The sequence below is a fragment of the Streptomyces sp. MK7 genome (assembly GCF_032658145.1).
Lineage (GTDB): Bacteria > Actinomycetota > Actinomycetes > Streptomycetales > Streptomycetaceae > Streptomyces > Streptomyces spiralis.
This window is the reverse complement of the sequence record NZ_JAVACL010000076.1, coordinates 1-18856: the sequence shown is the minus strand read 5'-3', so window position 1 is coordinate 18856 and position 18856 is coordinate 1. Positions and strand designations below refer to the sequence as shown.

Below are 18856 nucleotides of genomic sequence, written 5' to 3'. Positions count from 1 at the left end.
TCACGAGGACCCGAGGGAGAAGTGGTTCTCCTTCTCCTGGGTGAAGCGCAGGCGGAGGACCGTGGTGAGGCCGTAGAGGCAGGAGCACAGGTCGTCGAGTTACTCGGGGGCGAGGCCGCCGTCGGTGCGGGCCAGCTGCAGATGGGTGGCGGTACGGCGGGAGAGGCGTCCGATCTCGGGGTGAGCGCGGCACGGTCGCCGGTGAGCATCAGCAGCCGCTGAATGCCCGCCGTGCGCAGGTGGCGCAGGGTGCGTGAGGCGTCGGGGCGCAGCAGGACGGCGCCGGTCAGGTGTCCGTCGACAGTGAGCCAGGCGACGGCCGGGCCGTGGAGGAGGGCGCACCTGTGGTCGCTCGTCGCGCTCGTTCGGGTGCGCATCTCGTGCGGGTTCTGCCTCAGATGCCCAGGATTGACCTCGCGATCTGTCCCCTCGTGAAGGTGGAAGGACATGCCGACGTACGTTGCTTTGCTGAGCTGGACTGATCAGGGCGTCCGAAACTACAAGGACACCGCCAAGCGCGCCGAGACCTTCGGCTCGGCGGTACAGAAGCTCGGCGCGAAGCTCTTGAATATCTACTGGACCGTCGGTCTGTACGACCTCGTGGCCGTGGTCGAGGCACCCGACGACGAAACTGCCGCCGCAGCGCTCCTGCAGCTCGGTGGGGTGGGCAACGTCCGTTCCACGACGCTGCGGGCCTTCGGCCGGGAGGAGATGGAGCGCATCATCGGCAAGGCGGCCGGCTGACGACCACCACGCGGTGCGTGCGGGCGGTGTCCGTTGAGTCGGCTCAGCGGCCGGGCTGGATCCGGCCTCGGAGACCCTCGGCACCGAAGACTCGGCCTTCGAGGACATGCGCCTCCTGGCGGGCAAGCTGACCGCAGCCCTGCGAGACGTATTCCGCGTAGCAGTCCGCCGCGGTCACCTCCTGACGGCGAGCGAACCTCACCACTTCTGAGGGGGACGGTGGGCAACGACGGCTGCCGGCGGCAGGATTCCCTCAGCACTCCAGGGAGAGAAGCCCGGACACGGCCCGGACTTCTCTCCCTGTCGCGTTGTTCGAAGGTGCGCCTGGCACAGGAGGCTTTCATGCGGCCGCCGGAACGGGATGCTGTGGTCCGTCTGCGGGAAAGCGGCCCTCACCTGCTTGTGCCTGCGGTCCGGCTCCGTCACCGCGCTGAACAATCGCCTGGTCATGGCGTTTGTACGCGTCTCGGCGAACCGAGGGGAACGACCGATGCTTGCTGCGGAACACCCGAATCGCAGAGCGTTGCTCGTTGGTGGACTCGCAGTCTCCACGGCCGTGCTCGCGGGGTGCTCATCGACGAGCGCCACCACGTTGGCGACCAGTGCTTCGCCGGAAACGAGCCCGACAACGCCCGCCGCAGCGTTCGCAAGGCTGATGGATGGCAACAAGCGCTGGGTGAGCGGAGAACTTCACCACCCCGACCGGGATCCGAACCGGCGCCAGTTCGTGGCCCAGGGGCAGAAGCCGCTCGGGGCGATCCTTTCCTGCATCGACTCCCGGGTGCCGCCGGAGCTTCTCTTCGACACCGGGCTGGGCGACCTGTACGTGATGCGCACAGGAGGAGAGGCGGTCGGGCCGGTGGTCACGGGTTCCGTGGAGTACGGGCCCATGACGAGTGGCACTCCGCTCATCGTGGTGCTCGGGCATCAGCGGTGCGGGGCCATCGAGGCGGCGTACAAGTCTCTCCACGGCGGCAAGCCGCTACCGGGGAATCTCGATGCGATCGCCAAGGCTCTGCGTCCGGCGTACGCACAGGCCGTCAAGGAGGGCGGCGCCGACCCGGTCGAGACCATGGCCCGTGCGCAGGCCAAGCTGACTGCGGCCGACCTGCGCTCCAACCACGACCTGGCCCCACTCGTGAGACAGGGCAGTCTTGCCGTGGTCGGCGCCTACTACTCCCTCGACACCGGGAAGGTAGAAGTCCTGGCGGGCGCGCCTTCCTGACCGGTTGACCGAGACAGACCTGCATTTTGCCAGGCCGTCGATGATCAGCCCGGCCGAGACGGTTTGAGCGCACAGGCTTGCTTCTTCTTGCCCCGGGCCTTGCCGGGACTCTTGGGGAGTTGGCTTTTGGCTGGTCAGACGTCTTCGGCGCGCGCCACGAGCGGCTCACCGCGTTCCGTGAGTGCCTGTCGTTGCTCGTCGTTGGCCACTGTCGAGCCGCCTCGGACGCCGACAGACGGCCCAAGTCGAGGGCCTGGAAGCGTAATCGTGCGCCACGTCGGTTCGGCACCGACCGCCGGTAGAGTCGGCGGGTGATCGATATGCAGGTGCGCGGGGACCTGGTGCTGTGACCGGCGACGTTCACCGGGTTGACCGCTGGATCGAGTCCTCGCTGGCCTTGTAGGTTCCCGACATGACTGATGACGGCAAGACGCGGATCCGGTTCGCGGAGAAGGCAGATGCAGCCGTGATCGCACGCATCCACATGACCTCTCGGTCGGCAACCATGGAGCCATGCTCAAGACCTGTGGATCGGCCTCGGGTCGGATGCGAAGGGCGTACCTTCCCGAGTGATCGACTTCTGGTCATCGAGTAGGCCCGCGTTGGCGCGCGGGTCGGGAAGGCACGCCCGTGCTCAGCGCAGTGAATGCCGAAGGCTCCGCCGAGACCGGCTCCCTGATCGACGGCATCGTCCGCGAGGGCGCGAGGCGGATGCCGGCCGACGCGCTGGAGGCCGAAGTCAACGCCTGCATCGCCGGGTTGGCTGATCAGTGCGACGAGGTGGGCCGGCGTCTGGTGGTCCGCAACGGCTACCACCGTGAGCGGTAGGTGACCACGGCCGCAGGCCCGGTCGAGGTCAAGGCGCCGCGGGTCAACGACCGGCGCATCGACGAGGCGACCGGTGAGCGGACGCGGTTCTCCTCCAAGATCCTGCCGCCGTGGTTCCGTAAGTCGCCGAAGGCCTCCGAGGTGCTGCCGCTGCTCTACCTGCACGGGCTGTCGTCGGGGGACTTCGTCCCGGCGCTGGAGCAGTTCCTCGGCTTTCCACTCCTCGCGCCTGCAGGCTCGGCAGCTCCCGCGTCGGCCGCAGCACACGGCGACCGCCCTGACGCCGATCCGCCCGCGATCGTCCGGCTCGCCGGAAGCCCCCAGGCTCCGATATCTGCATGAGCGTCCTGCATCGGCGGACCGGACGAGTTCGGGCCGGGCCCGCGAGAGGGGCGTTCCGCGTGGCAGTGTCGTGAGGACACGGGTCAAGTGGCCCCCGCCGTTCCCCCGAGTCACCGCGTGTGGTTCGAGCACATTCCGAAGGCCCGCGGGCGTGGGAGATCAGCGAGGCCGCGGGGGACGGCCGAAGTACCCGGGCTGGGAGCGAGCCGGCATGGAAGCCGAGGGGCAGGGGGCGCCGTTGGTGCGCGCGTCCCTCCGATCGGCACTGCTTGGTGTCGCTGTTGCGACATGTCCCATCCGTGCCAGCCGAATCGAATGACAGCCCGTCCGGTGCCAGCTGATTCTGTCCAGCGCGTGAACACCACATCGCGGACGAGGGAAGGCACGACACTGATGAGACGGATCCGCCTTGCGGCGGCGATATCAGCGGGCTTCGCGCTGGCTGCCGGTGCCATGGCACCCTTCTCCGCGGGCGCCAGCGGCCTGCGCGAGGGCGCCGTGGCGAACGCGCCGGCCGGCGGCACGGCGACAGTGCAGTTGATCACGGGTGACAGTGTGACCGTCACCAAGGCTCCGGGAGGCCGGCAGACAGCCTCCGTCACCCCGGGGGCCGGCCGGCGGGGCATCGTCTTCCGGACGCTGGAGGAGGACGGGCACCTGACGGTACTCCCCTCGGACGCGGGTCCGCTGGTGGGCGCGGGCCGCCTCGACCGGCAACTCTTCGACGTGACGGCGCTCGTAGCGCAGGGGTACGACAAGGCTCACACCGACACGCTGCCCCTCATCGTGGCGGGCCCCGGGAAGGTGGCGGCTTCGGCCATGCGCGGCTTGACCGCCCTAGCAGCGGGCGGTGCACCCGTCCGCAGGCTCGACAGCATCGACGCACAGGCGATGCGCGTGACCGATTCCGACCTCGGCCGCCTCTGGCGTCAACTCGTTCCCGACGCCGCAGAGTTGAGGGCGTCCGAGGTCGCGGCCACGCCCCGGGTCTGGCTGGACGGCCGGGTGGGTGCCGCCCTGGACCGCAGCACTGCTCAGATCGGTGCCCCGGACGTGTGGCAGGCCGGTTACCGGGGCGACGGCGTCAAGGTCGCAGTCCTCGACACCGGTGTGGATCAGACGCATCCTGATCTGGCCGGGCGGGTCGCCGAGGCGAAGGACTTCTCCGGCAGTTCCGGTACCGGGGACGTCTTCGGGCACGGTACCCATGTCGCCTCCATCGTCGGTGGCAGCGGTGCCGCGTCCGGTGGCAGGTACAAAGGCGTTGCGCCGGCCGCGCAGTTGCTGGTGGGCAAGGTCCTCGGCGACGACGGCTACGGCAGCGAGTCGCAGGTGATCGCCGGTATGGAGTGGGCCGCGTCGCAGGGTGCCAAGGTCGTCAACATGAGCCTCGGTTCCGAGGAGGCCACCGACGGCACCGATCCCATGAGCCAGGCGCTGAACGACCTCAGCCGGAGCACCGGCACCCTCTTCGTCGTGGCCGCCGGCAACAGCGGGGAACAGGGGGCGACCACCGTCGGCTCGCCCGGTGCGGCCGATGAGGCCATCACCGTCGGAGCCGTCGACCGGGACGACTCGCTTGCCCCGTTCTCCAGCCGGGGGCCGCGCCTCGGGGACGATGGGGCGAAGCCGGATGTGACCGCGCCCGGTGTCGGCATCGTGGCGGCCCGCGCGGCGGGGACCACGATGGGCGATCCGGTGGACGAGCACTATGTCGCCGCCTCCGGCACCTCCATGGCGACCCCGCACGTGGCCGGCGCTGCAGCCCTGCTCGCCCAGCGTCACCCCGACTGGACCGGCGCGCAGTTGAAGGACGCGCTGATCAGCACGGCCCACACCGTCCCCGGCCAGCAGGTCACGGAAGAGGGCGGCGGCCGGATCGACGTGCGCGCCGCGGCCCTGGGGACGGTCACTGCCACCGGTAGTCTCGCCCTGGGCCCGTTCTCGACCAGCGCCGCTGCCCCGGCCACGTCCCGGCTGCGATACACGAACGCCTCCGACGAGGACCTCACCCTCTCACTCAGTGTCAAGCTGACCACCACCGGTGGCCGCGCTCTTGCTGACGGCGCGGTACGGCTCGGTTCCGACTCGGTGCGCGTGCCGGCCGGAGCGACGACCGAGGTCCCGCTGACCGTCGACCCGGCTCGTGCGGGGAAGGGCAAGTTCTACGGCTATGTGAACGCGACATCCGTCGACGGGAAGACCACCGTGCACACCACGCTCAGTCTCGTGGTGCACGGGCCCGTCCACCGGATCACCGTGGAGACGTACGACAGGACCGGCACGCGCGTTCCGGCTCTGCCGACCATCTGGGGACCCGACGGATTCGTGGACTACACGAGCACCGAACCCGCCGTCGCCGAGGTCGAGGAGGGCACCTACCAGGTGGACAACACCTGGCTGGACACGGTGGGCGACGGTCAGGAGCTGTGCGATGTGGTGCTGCCCGAGGTGAAGGTCACCAAGGACATGACCGTCACCGTGGACGCCCGCAAGACGGTGCCGGTGGACATCCGCACGCCTCGGCCCGCGGAACAGCGAGGTGTCCTCAGCTATCAGACGTACCGGGAGATCGACGGCCACAGCCTGACCCAGGCCACCATGTACTTCGACAGTGCCAAGCGGCTGTACGTCAGCCCCACGGCGCGCGTCACCGACGGCGCCTTCGAGTTCGCCTCCCGCTGGCAGCTCGTCGCCCCGCTCCTGCGGGCGAAGGTGGCGGGCAGCGGCCTCGATCTGAACGCCTACTACATGCCCGCCTCGCCGCTCTTCTCAGACCGCGGGGCGACCCTGACCGCGGTGGACGCCGGTGATGCCGCCACCGCCGACTTCAGCCACGCACGCGGCCGGTTGGCGGTCGTGAAGGACCCGACCGGCGCGTACGAGAAGGACCTCGTCGCGCGGGCGGCCTCGGCCGGTGTTCGTGCCGTCATGCTCGTCCACTTCAGCGACATCGGATGGACTCGCTGGGACCCTCAGGGCGAGCGCTGGGCCGTACCGACGGTGCGTATCGGCTCCCGCGCGGGTGCCGATCTCCTGGCGCGGATCGCGAACCACTCCGCCTCGGTCACGTTCTCGGGCACCGCCCGCAGCCCGTACCTGTACGACGTGATGCAGGTGTCCGCGCAGCAGATTCCCGAACATGTCGTGTACACCGTCTCCGAGCGCGACAGCGCGGTGGTGCGGAGCACGTACGCGGACAACGGCGGTAGCGGCTGGGCGAGCGAACAGCGCTTCGGCTGGCGGCCGTACCAGAACACGGCCTGGCTGCAGTACACCCGGTTCGTTCCCACCGGCTTCACCCGGACCGAGTACATCAGTGCCGGGGACACCACGTGGCAGCACCTGGTGCACCACACTACGACGTTCGACGTCGACATGCCGCTCGCCGTCGGCATGCGCGATGTCCCCCGGGCGTACCGGGCCGGGGCGCAGCCCGCCGAGACCTGGCAGGGCGCCGTCGTACGGCCGTCCATCCCGATCGGCACCACCACTCCCACGGTGCGCGTGGGCAACGTGCTGAGGCTGAGGATCCCGGAGTTCACGGACTCGCAGTCCGGACACTGGTCGCGGGCCGAGGCAGGCGACGGCGGCGGTGTCGGCACGTCGAGCGCCGACAGGGCCGGCGACGCCACGAGCGCCGTGCTCTACCGTGACGGCCGCGAGCTCACCGACTTGGACAGTGCCTGGGCGGACATGGAAGTGCCCGCCGATGCCGCTCAGTACCGGCTGGACCTGACCACGTCGCGGAACTCGCCGGACTGGAAGGACTCCGTCGCCACCAGCACCTCGTGGTCCTTCCGGTCGGCCCGGACGGACACGGCCACGCCGTTGTCTCTACTCCAACTGGACTACGCGGTGCCGGTCGACGCGCACAACGTGCTGCATGCCGGCCACACACACGCCATCGGCGTCCGGGTCCGCGCCCAGGACGGGCTGCCCGCCCCGAGCGGAGTGACCGTTCAGGTCGAGGCCTCCTACGACGACGGCCGCACCTGGAGCACGGCCAAGGTGACCGACCGCGGCCGCAACGCCTTCCAGGCCAGGGTCGACGGGCCCTCGAAGGCTGCCGCCGGCGCCTGGGTGACCCTGCGCGTCACGGCCCGCGACGCCGCCGGGAACACGGTCTGCCAGACGGTGCAGCGCGCCTACGCCCTGCAGCGGTAGGTGAGCCCTCGGGGGGCGCGTGTTCCGACGTGCGCCCCCCCTGCTCCATGCCTCCCATGTAGTACGGTATTCAACCGTCGAACGCACGACCCCGGGAGGACGTCAGTGGTGCTGGAGGTCGCCGGCGTCTCCGGCGAGGAGGAGTCCCTCTACGGGCTGCTCGTCGCGTACGGCCAGGCCACCCCGGCAGACCTGGCCCAGCGTGCCGGTCTGTCCCACGCGGACGCCGCGCGTATCCTCGACTCGCTGACCTCCAAGGGCCTGGCAAGTCATACGGACGGCACTCCCCGGGCGTACCGAGCCACTCCCCCGGACGTGGCGCTGCTGCCCCGGCTCAAGCGCAGCGCCGACGCTCTGGAGCTGGCCCGGATCGAGGCCGCCCGTCTGGTCGAGTCCTACCGGGACACGATTCGCAGGCACGACGCCGGCCAGTTGCTCGAGGTCATCACCGGGGCGGAAGCCCTGCGCCAGCACCTGAGGCAAATCCAGACCAGCGCGCAGGCCGAAATGCTCTGGTTCTGCAAGGCCCAGTACGTGGCCATGCCGTCCGGCAGCAATGCCGAGGAGTTCGAGGCGCTGGCCCGGGGCGTGCGCTACCGAGTGCTGTACGAGAAGGCGTTCTTCGACGACGAAGGAGCCGTGGACAACGTGGTGGCGGGCGTACGGGCCGGCGAGGTCGCCCGGGCCGTGCCGAACCTGCCGCTGCGCCTGGCGATCGCCGACCGCTCCGTCGCCATCTTCCCCCTCGTGGCCGGTGGGCCGCACGGCAGCCCCGAGGAGCCGACCACCGCACTGGTCAGGGACAGCAATCTGCTCGCTGCCCTGATGGCCCTGTTCGAGCGCTACTGGGAGGACGCCGTCCCCCTGAACGTCGACGACGCCGGCGCCATCGAAGGGACGGACGCAGTCGGGCAGCCCGATGTGCTCTCCCCCACCGACCGCAAGCTGCTCGCCCTGCTGGTGGCCGGGGTCGCCGACAAGGCGATCGCCTCGCAGATGGGGCTGAGCCGCCGGACCGTCCAGCGCCGGATCCAGAGCATGATGGAGCGCGCCGGCGCGGCAACACGCATGCAACTCGCCTGGCAGGCCGCACGCCGCGGATGGCTGTGAGCCGAGAGTCTGCGGCTGCCGTCCCCTCCAGCTGACCGAACGACCCCCGAAGAGGGCGTCACCCCTCGACATCGGCGGGGCCGCTGCCGGGGGAACGTCGTCGCCGGCGCCCGCGGTGGCGTGAGCGGTGCGGAGCGACGTTGCGATCCAGTCCGCCCTCAGGTGAGGCACCCAACCCGCCCCCGGTGTCATCCCCACCGCAGCACTGGCCCCGGTCACCGTCGTCTGCCGTCTCGACGCACGCTGTGAGCCGACCGTGCCGACCGCCCGCGTCCTTGTCATGAACCAAGGCCGAAGGTAGCGCAGTTGCGCCATGGCACGGGTGCGCCGGCGACATCCGTTGCCGGAGACCGAAGGTGTCCCCCATGCTCCAAGCCGGCCACCGTTCTTCGATTCCTTTGAGGTTTTCCTTGTCCGAAAAGCCCGTTCCAGACCGGGGTTGCCGGCCCTCGGCGTGGTCGCCGCCCTGTCGCTGGGGGTCATACCAGCCACAGCCGCCGCGCCCGCGCACCCCGTCACGTCCGTGCCCGCCGAAGCGGCACGGCGCTCACCTGGCGGCGACGTACACACCGTCACGCTGATCACCGGTGACAAGGTGACCATCGGTACCACGGACGACGGCGCCGTCGTCCGGTCCTTCGAACCGGCGAACGGCGCCGCCGCGGGCTTCCACCACGCCGTCATCGACGGCGCCACCTATGTGTATCCGGACGCCGTCCTGCCCTACGTCGGCGCCGGAAAGCTGGACAAGCAGTTGTTCGACGTGACCGAGCTGATCGCCGACGGCTACGACGACGCACACGCCTCCCGGCTGCCGCTCATCATCAAGTACACCGATGCTGCCGCCAGGTCCCGGACCCGGCCGAAGGTGGCCGGTTCCGACCTCGTCCGACGATTGGACAGCATCCAGGGTGCTGCCGTCGCGCAGACGCGCACACAGGCCCCAGCGTTCTGGTCCGCGCTCACCGGCGATTCCGGCGCAGCGGCCCGCTCGGCGAAGCCGGCCTTCCTGGGGGGCATCGCGAAGGTCTGGCTTGACGCCAAGGTGAAGGCCCACCTGGCCGACTCCACCGCCCAGATCTGCGCGCAGCAGGTCTGGGCGGAGAGGATCACGGGCAAGGGCGTGAAGGGTGTCGGAGCGCCGACGGGTGTCGGAACCGGAGCGGCTGCGCCGGCCGCCCACGCGCTCGACGGGCACGAGCATTGAGCCGAAGCACGATAGGTGTCACCACCGGCATCCTCTTGACTGTGGCTTCAGTCGGGCGAAGCACAGTGGTTGCTACCGATACGGCGCGCTACGTGTCACCAGCAGACCTCGGCGTGATCAACGTGGCGAACGCGCTGCCGCGGGTCGTGGACGCCCGCCCTTGCCGCGCCGATCGTGACGGACCTGTCGCTACCGGGTGCTGCACCTGGTGGTGGCCGTGGTGGCCGTGATCGCGGCGGCGGGGGCGGTGTTGGTGGGGCGGGTCCGCGGGGTGGACTGGCGGGGCGCAGTGACCGTCACAGGGCTCCGGCGTCCCGGGCCGTCCAGACGCTCGGGTAGATCGGCCGGAAGCCGAGCTCCCGGCGGATCCGCTGGTTGGACATGATCCCGAACCACGGGTCGGGGTCCGTGAGCTCGTGGAGCCCGGCGGGCACCTCGACGCCGTTGAGCTGGTACAGCTCGACCGTCGTGACGGGGGCGTCATCGGCGATGTTGTAGATCCGGCCGGCGATGCCCGGCGCGTACAGCAGACGCATCAGGCCCTGGGCGACGTCCGCGTGGTGGGCCATCTGCAGACGCTGGTGCGGCGCCCAACGGGCGGCCCAGTGCAAGGAGTTGGCGAGATGCGGGTCGCCCTCGCCGTAGACGAAGGGGAGCCGTCCGATGCGTACGTCCAGGCCCTTGAGCGCGAGCAGTTCGCGCTCCGCTTCGGCCTTGGACTCGGGGTAGGCGCCCCACATCTCACCGCCCGGCCGGCTCTCGTCCTCCTCGGTCAGCGGGCGGCCGCGTCCGACGCCGTACACATTGTTCGTGCTGACCTGCACGAACCGCTCCACGCCCAAGGCCTGCGCGGCGCGGCCCAGGGCCACCGCGGCGTCCCGGTTGACGGCCCACGCCTCCTCGTCCGGCACCCCGCGGAAGGAGGCGGCGACGTTCACGACGGCGTCCACGCCGGCGAGCGCCTTGCCGAGTGTCTCCTCGTCGCGCATGTCTCCTACGGCGACCTGGGCGCCCAGCTCGGCGAAGCGCTCGCCGCGGGCCGCGTCCCGTACCAGCACTCGCACCTGCTCGCCCGGCTGCCGCTGGGCCAGCAGCCTCGGCACGAAGCGGCGTCCGACCTGTCCCGTCGTACCGGTCACCAAAGTCAGCATGATGTGCTCCTCACGCACTGTGTCGCCTGTCGTTGACGACCAGCCTCGGCCGACGCGGGGACGAGGGGGAGAGACCTCTTCATCAGGGGATCGGGAGTCCCTGGATAAAGTCGGCCGGCGTCCCGCACCCTGGAGAGGTGAACCGAGCCGAACTCGCCGACTTCCTGCGCCGCGCTCGCGCCCGCCTGGACCCCTCCGACGTGGGCCTCACGGCCGGAGCCCGGCGCCGTACGCCGGGGCTGCGCCGCGAGGAGGTGGCCCAGCTGGCCGGCATGTCCGTGGACTACTACACGCGGCTGGAACAGTCCCGGGGCCCGCGCCCCTCCCGCCAGATGCTCACCGCGCTGGCCCGCGCCCTGCGCCTGACGGAGGACGGACGCGACCACCTCTTCCACCTCACTGGTGAGGAGCCACCGCGCCGGGAGGCGACCAGCACCCACGTGCGCCCGGGCCTGCTCCTGGTGCTGGACCGGCTGCACGACACCCCGGCGATGGTGGCGACCGACTGCGGCGAGGTCCTGGCCCAGAACGCGTTGTCACGGGCGCTGAGCGGAGACGTCCTCGCCCGCCCGCCCCGAGGACGCAACATGATCCGCCGCTTCTTCCTGGACCCGGCGGCCCAGGAGCTGTTCCCGCCCGAGGACCGCCCGGAGCGCGCCCGTGAGCAGGTCGCCGGCCTGCGAGCGGTGGCCTCGGCCCGCCCCACGGACCCCGAACCCGCCTCCCTCATCGCCGAACTACGCGCCGCGAGCGAGGAGTTCGCCAACCTCTGGAACGAACACGAGGTCGCCGTACGCCGCGCCGCCACGAAACGCTTCCGGCACCCTGCGATCGGCATCCTCGAACTCGACTGCGAGGTCCTCGTCAACTCCGACCACAACCAGCAGCTCGTCATCCACACGGCCCGCCCGGGCACGGAGTCGTACGAGCGCTTGCAGTTGCTGCGGGTGGTGGGCTTGCAGGACCTGACGCCGACGGGCTCCTGACCGCGTGCGCGCTTTCGAGTTCGCTCCCTGCCCACCGCGCATCGCCCACGATCCCGAACTCCCGCGCCATCCGGGGCCGGCAGCGGCACAATGTCGTGGGCCGGGCGGCTTCTGACGTGGCCGCAGCGCGACGATAGTGACCGGCTGCCGGCAGTGCGGGCAGTTCCGGGTCGTGGTCGGCTCCAGCGCGTCGCGGACCATGGTGGGTTGCTGCCGCGAGGCTGGGCGGACCGGTGGGGGAAGGGGAAGTCCGGTCCAGGTCGGAGGTGCGGGCGGTGGTGTCCGCCCGAGCCGACGGGCCCTTCCTCGTCCAGGGCCTGGTCGCGGCGGTGCTCGGCCTTGAGGCAGACCATCGGGCAGGAGACGGTGCGGACGGTCTTCCCGGCCTGGAACGGGTTGTCGCAGACGGGGCAGGTCCGGGTCTCCATGTGGGCCTCGCCGCGGCGGGACGCGGTCCGGCACTCGGCCGAGCAGAACTTGCGCTTCCGCTCAGGTCAGTGGTGAACTCCTCGCCGCACTGCGGGCAGACCCGTTGCTCACGCAGGCTTGCCGCAGCCCACCGCACCCATCCCGACACGCCCAGCGACACCACCCGAAGGACAGGGAACCGCACAGCGTGTTTGGCCCACCGCTTACGGCGTTGTCGGCTACTGAAGGTCGGGGCCAGAAACGTGTCGCTGAGAACCCGAGCTGCTGACTGGCGATGGTGGTTCGGCTGCCGGTGAACATCAATCTCCGGCAGGACCCGTCCGCATATCCTCCGGACATGGTTGATCAACGCTCGGTCGACGTTGGCGAGGTTCGGCTGGCTTATCAGATGGCGGGTCCTCCGGATGCCACGCCGCTCGTCCTGTTGCACGCGCTGGGCGAGGATGCCACCGACTGGGCGGCGGTTGTGCCCGCCCTCGCCCGGAGTCGAAGAGTGTACGCCCTCGATCTCCGTGGCCACGGCCGAAGCGACTGGCCGGGGGCCTACTCACTCGAACTCATGCAAGCCGATGTGCTCCGGTTCCTGGACGCACTGGGACTTGGACCGGTGGATCTGATCGGGCACTCCATGGGCGGAATCGTGGCCTACCTGCTCGCGGAGGACCATCCGCAGCGGGTGAGTCGGCTCGTCCTGGAGGATGTACCAGTCCCCCGTCCCCGGGAGGCGAGCACCCCGGCCAGGCCGGACGGCGCCCTGACCTTCGACTGGGAGATGGTGCTGGCCGTCAGGCGGCAGATCGACCGGCCCGATCCCAGGTGGCTGGAGCGACTCGGCCAGATCACCGCCGAGACCCTCGTGCTCGCCGGCGGCCCACACAGCCATGTTCCCCAGGACGGCGTCGCCGAGCTGGCCCGCCGCATCCCCGGCGGGCGAGTGGTCACCATCCCGGTGGGTCACCTGATCCACCACGCAGCGCCGGAGGCTTTCACCGAGGCGGTTTCGGCGTTCCTGGAGGAAAACGTCCGTCCTGCCCGCCAACCATGAGCTCGGTCACAGACCGTGCCGTGGGGACGGCCGCAGGGGTTCTTCGAGTGTGACCAAGGAATGGGCCCGTGCGGCCTCCGCCGGGGCGGGCCGCAAGCACGAGCGCTCCACCGTCACCGAGGCCTCGGCGAGATCCGCCCGCTGCTCCGCCTACCGCGGCGACCTTCTTGCGGCCACCGCCGGGCCTGCGGAGCAGTGCCGCGAATGGGTCCCAGAGCGGGTCGATCAGCCAAGGGACGGACGGGCACAGGTCGCCGTGATTGGCCGCCAGGCAGCAAGCTGCCGAGGCGGCCCGGCTCGTCCGCGGCTGCCGTCAAAGGCTCAGCAACAGGTCTTGTACCGCGGCAGGCTGGGACAGGAACGGATGGTGGCCGGCATCGAGTTCGACGACGCTGCCGGCCCGGCGGGCGAACTCGCGCTGCAGTCGCGGTGGGGTGCCGTGGTCCTGGGCGCAGAAAAGGTACGTCGAGGGCACCTGCTGCCATGCGGCCGCCCCGACCGGCTGTCTGGTGACGTGAACGCTCTGCCGGGCGAGGTGGTCTGCCGCCGGCGACGACGCCGGCCACGACGACGACCACCCCGGCCAGTGCACCGAACCCGGTGACTCGACCTATGAGACCCAGCTGACCGAAGCCGGCCAACGCCAGGTCGCCGCGGCCTATATCGACGCCTTCCTCGGCCGCCACCTCACCGGCGACGAGCGGTTCGACGCGATGCTGACCGGCAAGCGACATCCTCTGGCGCGCATCGCCTCCGTCGACGTGACGGCCGACCGCCGCTGACTCCGCACTGCCCCTCCCCCGTCATCGGCCGGTCGTGGCGAGGACCGCTGTCACGAGCCGACGCGCGTACGCGGCGTCGAGTCCGTCCGGGCGGAAGAGGATGCGGTACATCAGGGGGGCGACGACGTGGTCGATGACCGTCTCGACGTCGGGTGTCTTCTCCCCGCGTTCGGTCGCGCGGGTGAGGATGACGTCGATCTGCTCGGCGGCGTAGGCGGAGCACTGGCCGGCGTTGCCACCGTCCGGGTCGCCGAGCAGGGCGTCACGGACGTAGGCGCGGCCGTAGCCCCGCCGTCGTACCCGCCGGTACCCTTACGCTGAGCGGTCTGCGCGGCGCCGGCCTGCCCGCTGTCTACGGCGGAGCAGCCCTGGCCGGGACCGCCTTCCGCGCCGTCTCCCAAGGGGCTGCGCATGACACTCGCCTCACTCGACGAGCAGGACCGCGCCACACCCCTGGCCTCCTACTACGTCCCCGGGTACCTCTCCATGAGCCTGCCCGCCATCGCCGCGGGCGCCGCCACCCAGCCCTCCGGGCCGCGCACCGCCGACCATGCCTACGCCATCGCAGTCGCTCTGGCTGCCGTCGCGGCCCTGGCCGCACTCACCGTGACGGGGGGCAGCAGGACAGCCCACCACGCACACGACGACCTTCCGTGACGAGACTCGAAGGACAGAACGATCATGAGTACTACGCCGACCACCGACCCGACCGCCGCCCCCTCCTGGACCGTGGGCGACGTCGCCGTCCATCGCATCGACGAGGTGCTCCTGCCGCCCGCCACCGGATCGTGGCTGCTGCCCGACGCCACCCCCGACCTCGTCGCCGCGCAGGACTGGCTGCGCCCCCACTTCGCCGACGACAAGGGCACCCTCCGCATCGACAGCCACAGCTTCGCGTTCACCCTTGGCGGCCTGCGCATCCTGGTCGACACCGGCATCGGCAACGGCAAAGAACGGGCCAACCCCGCCTGGCACGATCTGGACACCGACTACCTTCGGGACCTCACCGCCGCCGGATTCCCCCCGGACTCGGTCGACCTCGTGATCCTCACTCACCTGCACGCCGACCACGTCGGCTGGAACACGCGGGAGGCGGACGGTGACTGGGTTCCCACCTTCCCCCACGCCCGTTACCAGGCCTCCCGCACCGAGCGAGAGTTCTGGGTCGGCTACGACATGGAGGAGGCGCGCGAGCAGATGTTCCGGGACTCCGTGATCCCCGTGGAGGGGGCGGGGCTGCTCGACCTCGTCGACGTCCCCGCCGAGGGTGTCGACGTCGTCCCGGGCCTGCGCCTGCTGCCCACGCCCGGCCACACCCCGGGCCACGTCGCCGTAGAGCTGAGCAGCCACGGCCGCAGGGCTCTGATCACCGGCGACTGCATCCACCACCCCGTCCAGCTCGCCCACCCCGCCATCGGCGCCTGCGTCGACATCGACCCACAGCAATCCGAGACCTCGCGCCGCACGCTCCTCAACTCACTCGCCGACACGGACACCCTCGTCCTGGGCACCCACTTCGCACCGCCCACAGCCGGCCGTGTCGTCACCGATCAGGGCGCCTACCGGCTCTCACCCGTCCCCGCCGACTCGCACTGACCGGCGACCGTCCGAGCCGTGTCAGGACGGCGCTCCCGTGTCGAGCCGAACCTCCGGCGCAGCCGTACCGGGCCCGGGCCCGTTGACGGACCGCAGCGACCACCCGCCACCCGTCACCATCGATTCAACTGCAACCAGCCTCGTTCCAGTCAATCGGTGACGACGGCGGCAGGAGCAGGAGATGGCGGGGCTCAGCAGCAGGAGCGCAGTCGCGATTCACGCGCTTGCGATGCTGGCGCACCGGCGTGGGGGCTCGTTGACTTCCGCGGAGATCGCAGACAGCCTTGACCGCAATCCAGTCCTCATGCGGCGTATCCTCGGCCGCTTGCGAGACGCTCACCTGGTCTGGTCCACCGAGGGTCGGGGGACGGCTGGTCCCTTGCTCACTCCCCACGGCACATCACGCTCTATGACGCGTACGCCGCCGTCGAGGAGGGGCAGGTCTTCTCGCGGCACACCCATCCGCCCAGCGGGGCCTGCGAGGTCGGACGCAACATCGGCGCTCTGCTTGACGCCGAGTTCCGCAGCGCGGACGCACAAGTCAACTGTAACTGACTCAGCTACAGTTAGTTCTGGGGGTTCTGGGGTGCGCGCTCCGTCAAGGAACTCGCCGTGCGCCCGCGTCGGGTGGCAGCGGCCAAGGTCTGAACGCCAAAGCGCCTCCGGGGAGCTGTCGGCCAACCCCTCAGGTGGCGCCGACCACGATACGGCCCCTCCTCCCGAAGCTACGGCGAAATGACAAGAGCTCGTTGAAATTAGAAGTGACGGCCGGAGCCATGGACGCCTGCGCTGACCTGCGTGGCGCTCCAAAGGGAGCGCAGCGATGGCCGCCTGGGCCACCGAGTAGGTGTTCTTCAACCTCAAGCCGCAGGTCAGGTCGGCTGTGCTGCCAAGTCGTTCTGTACCTCCAGTTCAAGCGACGGAATCAGATCCGACGGCGCGGGATACCGCGCGGCCTCGTAAACCGAGTGTCACACCAGGCGTCGGCCGGGACGGCGGGTAGGGCATCGACTCCCGTCGCTGAACGGAGCAGCGGAAGCCCCTCAATCCGCCGGGCCCGGCATCGCACCCTCGGCAAGCTTGATGCGGGTCCAGACGTTCATATTGACGACGACGCCGACGATCTCGAGCATCTCCTCCGGGCTGAAGTGCGCAGCGAGGGCGTCGTGGAGGCGCTGGAACGCCACGTCGCGGTCGGTGTCCGCGGCGCGGGTGAGCGCCTCGGTGTAGCGGAGCGCCGCCTGCTCGGCCTCGGAGTGAAGCTCGGTCTCCCACCACGCGGTGAGGGTGTCGATCTTGACCCGGGGGATGCCCGCCGCGCGCGCCGCCTCGTAGTGCAGGTTGAGGCAGTAGGTGCAGTTGTTGAGCTGCGAAACCCGCAGGCGCAGGAGCTGGGCGAGGCCGCGGTCGATCCGCAGCTCCGCTTTGTATCCGAATGCATCCGCGCCCATCCGAGCCATGCTGATCAGCGCCTCGTTCCTGCTCGCGTCGAGCCGGCGGTTCGCGATCTGAATATTGTCGGCCATCTCGGTCCTTTCGGTACTCATCATTTCCCTGCCCGCGCTTCCGGCGCCCCCACCGAGCCGCTCGGTCATCTATGACAAAACCGTTGTTACGGCCGAGCGAGGGAACACGTTCGCAGCGTCGGGCGGCACGGCGAACGCGATTAGGATCTGTGTGAGCGCATTGTCGCTCCAGTGTCGTCTCGATATGTCGTTCTCGACACGCGAAAACGAAACGGCGGCTTCTGCCTCGTGAGTCACACACCCTGACCTGACCTGGGGCTTAGAGGTTGAAAAACACCTACTGAGGCCCCGCCAACGAGAGGAGCATTTGTACCTGGTCCGAGCAATGTGGCAGGCCTGGCGCACCAAACACCGACCCTGGTTCGAACAGATGATCTGGCGTGGCGGAAGTTGGGACGGTCTGGTTCTGCGATTGCGTGCGATCGCGTAGAGGTGCTCGACGCGGGCCTTCTTGGCGGCGTGGTCAGGGTCGTGGGAGGTTTTCCATGTCTTCACGCGTTGAAAGGACACGCCCTCCTCGCGGAACAGGACCCAAAGGCCCTCGTGGCTGATGTCGTCGACCACCCCCCTCGGCGACCAGTAAGTCGGCCAGCTTTGCCAGGCTCCAGGTCGAGAACGGCAGGCCGTGTTCGGCCGGCTTGAACTTGGCGATCTTCTTGATCTCCCGGCCTTCCGGCAGGGTGAAGATCTTCGGTCGGCCACCTTTGTACTTGGGGTAGAGCGAGTCGAATCCGCCGGTGTTGAAGTTGTGGATCACGTCCCGTACCCGGTCCGCGCTGGTGAACGTCACTTCGGCGATCTTCGCCACCGGCATACCCTGGGCGGACAGCAGCACCAACTGGGCCCGCCGCCAGGTCACCACCGAGCCGGTGCCCCTGCGGATGATCCGCAGCAGGCGCTGTCCCTCGTCGTCATCGATCTCGCGGACGTGTACTCGTTCTGCCACCCTGACAGCCTGGCGGGACGGCGCCTGGCGGACCAGGAGGTGACTTGGATCGGTCAGCCTGCTGTCGGGCTCTGCGGGACCTACGCTCGCGTGAACCCGTGGCTCCGCTCCACTTTCGCCACATGCAGCGTGTAGCTCTGGTACCACTGGGCTTGCCCACGCTGTTGTGCCGCGCGGTGCTCGGCGTTGCTCCGCCACTCCGCGAGGGCCTCGGCGTCACGGAAGTACCCGACAGTGATGCCCAGCCCGCCAGGAGTCTGCGCGTGGTCCATCCCCAGGAACCCGGGGACGTCCTTCACCAGGTCCTCCATGCGTGCGTTGGTCTCGCCGTAGCCGTTCTGGTCCTGGGTTCGCACGGTAGTGAAGACGGCCACGTAGTAGGGGGGTTCATACGCCTCGACGGGCGCGACAGGCGCTTTTGAGTGATCGCTCATGGCGTCACCGTAAGGCGGGACGCGCCCAACGAACCAGTGTCTTTTCTGGACGGGATACATGAGGGATCGGACTCTTGACCGAAGCCATGCGACCTCTCCGCCAGCTCCGGAAAACGGCGGCGAGCCTAACGGCTCGTAGAACGGTGCAAGGGACGGGACGCCGCCGGGGCACCTGATCGCAGAACAGAAGTAGGTTTCCCGCACCACGGCCGCCGGCGGCGGGCTGTCCCGTCGGCTCGGCCTGCTGGTGGTCTGCCTCGGCGTCATGATGACCTTCGTCGACGTCACGTCCACCATCTCGGCCCTGGGCGACATACAGAGCGACCTCCACGTCACCG

14 protein-coding genes and 4 pseudogenes are annotated in these 18856 nt (G+C 69.7%); 12 read left to right on the top strand and 6 right to left on the bottom strand.

Features of this window, described 5'->3' with window-relative positions; genetic code table 11:
- From R2S09_RS40835 to R2S09_RS38160, 7 genes and pseudogenes are all read left to right on the top strand, one after another.
- The coding region (locus R2S09_RS40835; protein WP_399145596.1) for a hypothetical protein at positions 1-222 on the top strand (222 nt) is incomplete at its 5' end.
- 225 nt (positions 223-447) lie between these two features.
- Complete coding sequence (locus R2S09_RS38185) at positions 448-744, top strand: GYD domain-containing protein (RefSeq protein ID WP_306192329.1); 297 nt, start codon at positions 448-450, stop codon at positions 742-744.
- Between the two features lie 676 nt (positions 745-1420).
- On the top strand, positions 1421-1969 hold the full coding sequence (locus R2S09_RS38180) for a carbonic anhydrase (protein WP_316745754.1): 549 nt from the start codon (positions 1421-1423) through the stop codon (positions 1967-1969).
- 630 nt (positions 1970-2599) lie between these two features.
- Positions 2600-3010: pseudogene (locus R2S09_RS38175) on the top strand (transposase); the annotation flags it as partial.
- Positions 3011-3532: 522 nt separating this feature from the next.
- Positions 3533-7306 (top strand): S8 family serine peptidase, encoded by a 3774-nt coding sequence (locus tag R2S09_RS38170; protein ID WP_316745752.1) that lies wholly within the window; start codon positions 3533-3535, stop codon positions 7304-7306.
- A 105-nt stretch (positions 7307-7411) separates the two neighbouring features.
- The gene (locus R2S09_RS38165; RefSeq protein WP_316745750.1) at positions 7412-8416 is read left to right on the top strand and encodes a helix-turn-helix domain-containing protein; all 1005 of its coding nucleotides are present in this window, start codon (positions 7412-7414) and stop codon (positions 8414-8416) included.
- A 313-nt stretch (positions 8417-8729) separates the two neighbouring features.
- Entirely contained in the window at positions 8730-9623 is an 894-nt protein-coding gene (locus R2S09_RS38160) for a hypothetical protein (RefSeq protein ID WP_316745749.1), read from the top strand.
- A gap of 296 nt (positions 9624-9919) precedes the next feature.
- On the opposite strand, the gene R2S09_RS38155 is transcribed toward R2S09_RS38160, so the two are convergent.
- On the bottom strand, positions 9920-10774 hold the full coding sequence (locus tag R2S09_RS38155) for an NAD-dependent epimerase/dehydratase family protein (protein WP_316745748.1): 855 nt from the start codon (positions 10772-10774) through the stop codon (positions 9920-9922).
- A gap of 137 nt (positions 10775-10911) precedes the next feature.
- On the opposite strand from R2S09_RS38155, the gene R2S09_RS38150 reads away from it, so the two are divergent.
- Both R2S09_RS38150 and R2S09_RS38145 read left to right on the top strand, forming a co-directional pair.
- The gene (locus R2S09_RS38150) at positions 10912-11760 is read left to right on the top strand and encodes a helix-turn-helix transcriptional regulator (RefSeq protein ID WP_316745746.1); all 849 of its coding nucleotides are present in this window, start codon (positions 10912-10914) and stop codon (positions 11758-11760) included.
- Positions 11761-12526: 766 nt separating this feature from the next.
- Positions 12527-13234, top strand: coding sequence for an alpha/beta fold hydrolase (locus tag R2S09_RS38145; RefSeq protein WP_399145594.1), 708 nt, complete (start codon positions 12527-12529; stop codon positions 13232-13234).
- Between the two features lie 313 nt (positions 13235-13547).
- Here the strand turns inward: R2S09_RS38145 and R2S09_RS38140 are convergent, their stop codons facing one another.
- Positions 13548-13826, bottom strand: coding sequence for an alpha/beta hydrolase (locus R2S09_RS38140; RefSeq protein WP_316745742.1), 279 nt, complete (start codon positions 13824-13826; stop codon positions 13548-13550).
- A 211-nt stretch (positions 13827-14037) separates the two neighbouring features.
- A pseudogene (locus R2S09_RS38135) lies at positions 14038-14298 on the bottom strand (TetR-like C-terminal domain-containing protein); the annotation flags it as partial.
- A 129-nt stretch (positions 14299-14427) separates the two neighbouring features.
- Here R2S09_RS38135 and R2S09_RS38130 point away from each other — a divergent pair.
- The 3 genes and pseudogenes from R2S09_RS38130 to R2S09_RS40830 all read left to right on the top strand — a co-directional run bounded on the left by R2S09_RS38130 (position 14428) and on the right by R2S09_RS40830 (position 16167).
- Positions 14428-14673, top strand: a complete 246-nt coding sequence (locus R2S09_RS38130; protein ID WP_316745740.1) for a hypothetical protein — start codon at positions 14428-14430, stop codon at positions 14671-14673.
- Positions 14674-14697: 24 nt separating this feature from the next.
- A complete protein-coding gene (locus R2S09_RS38125) occupies positions 14698-15612 on the top strand; it encodes an MBL fold metallo-hydrolase (RefSeq protein ID WP_316745738.1) in 915 nt (304 codons plus the stop codon).
- A 181-nt stretch (positions 15613-15793) separates the two neighbouring features.
- A pseudogene (locus R2S09_RS40830) lies at positions 15794-16167 on the top strand (Rrf2 family transcriptional regulator).
- A 488-nt stretch (positions 16168-16655) separates the two neighbouring features.
- Here R2S09_RS40830 and R2S09_RS38110 read toward each other — a convergent pair.
- From R2S09_RS38110 to R2S09_RS38100, 3 genes and pseudogenes are all read right to left on the bottom strand, one after another.
- Positions 16656-17207: a carboxymuconolactone decarboxylase family protein gene (locus R2S09_RS38110; protein ID WP_316745736.1), complete on the bottom strand. Its 552-nt coding sequence runs from the start codon at positions 17205-17207 to the stop codon at positions 16656-16658.
- Between the two features lie 348 nt (positions 17208-17555).
- Positions 17556-18084: pseudogene (locus R2S09_RS38105) on the bottom strand (transposase); the annotation flags it as partial.
- Positions 18085-18164: 80 nt separating this feature from the next.
- The gene (locus tag R2S09_RS38100; protein ID WP_306192362.1) at positions 18165-18518 is read right to left on the bottom strand and encodes an antibiotic biosynthesis monooxygenase; all 354 of its coding nucleotides are present in this window, start codon (positions 18516-18518) and stop codon (positions 18165-18167) included.
- Positions 18519-18856 lie beyond the last annotated feature (338 nt).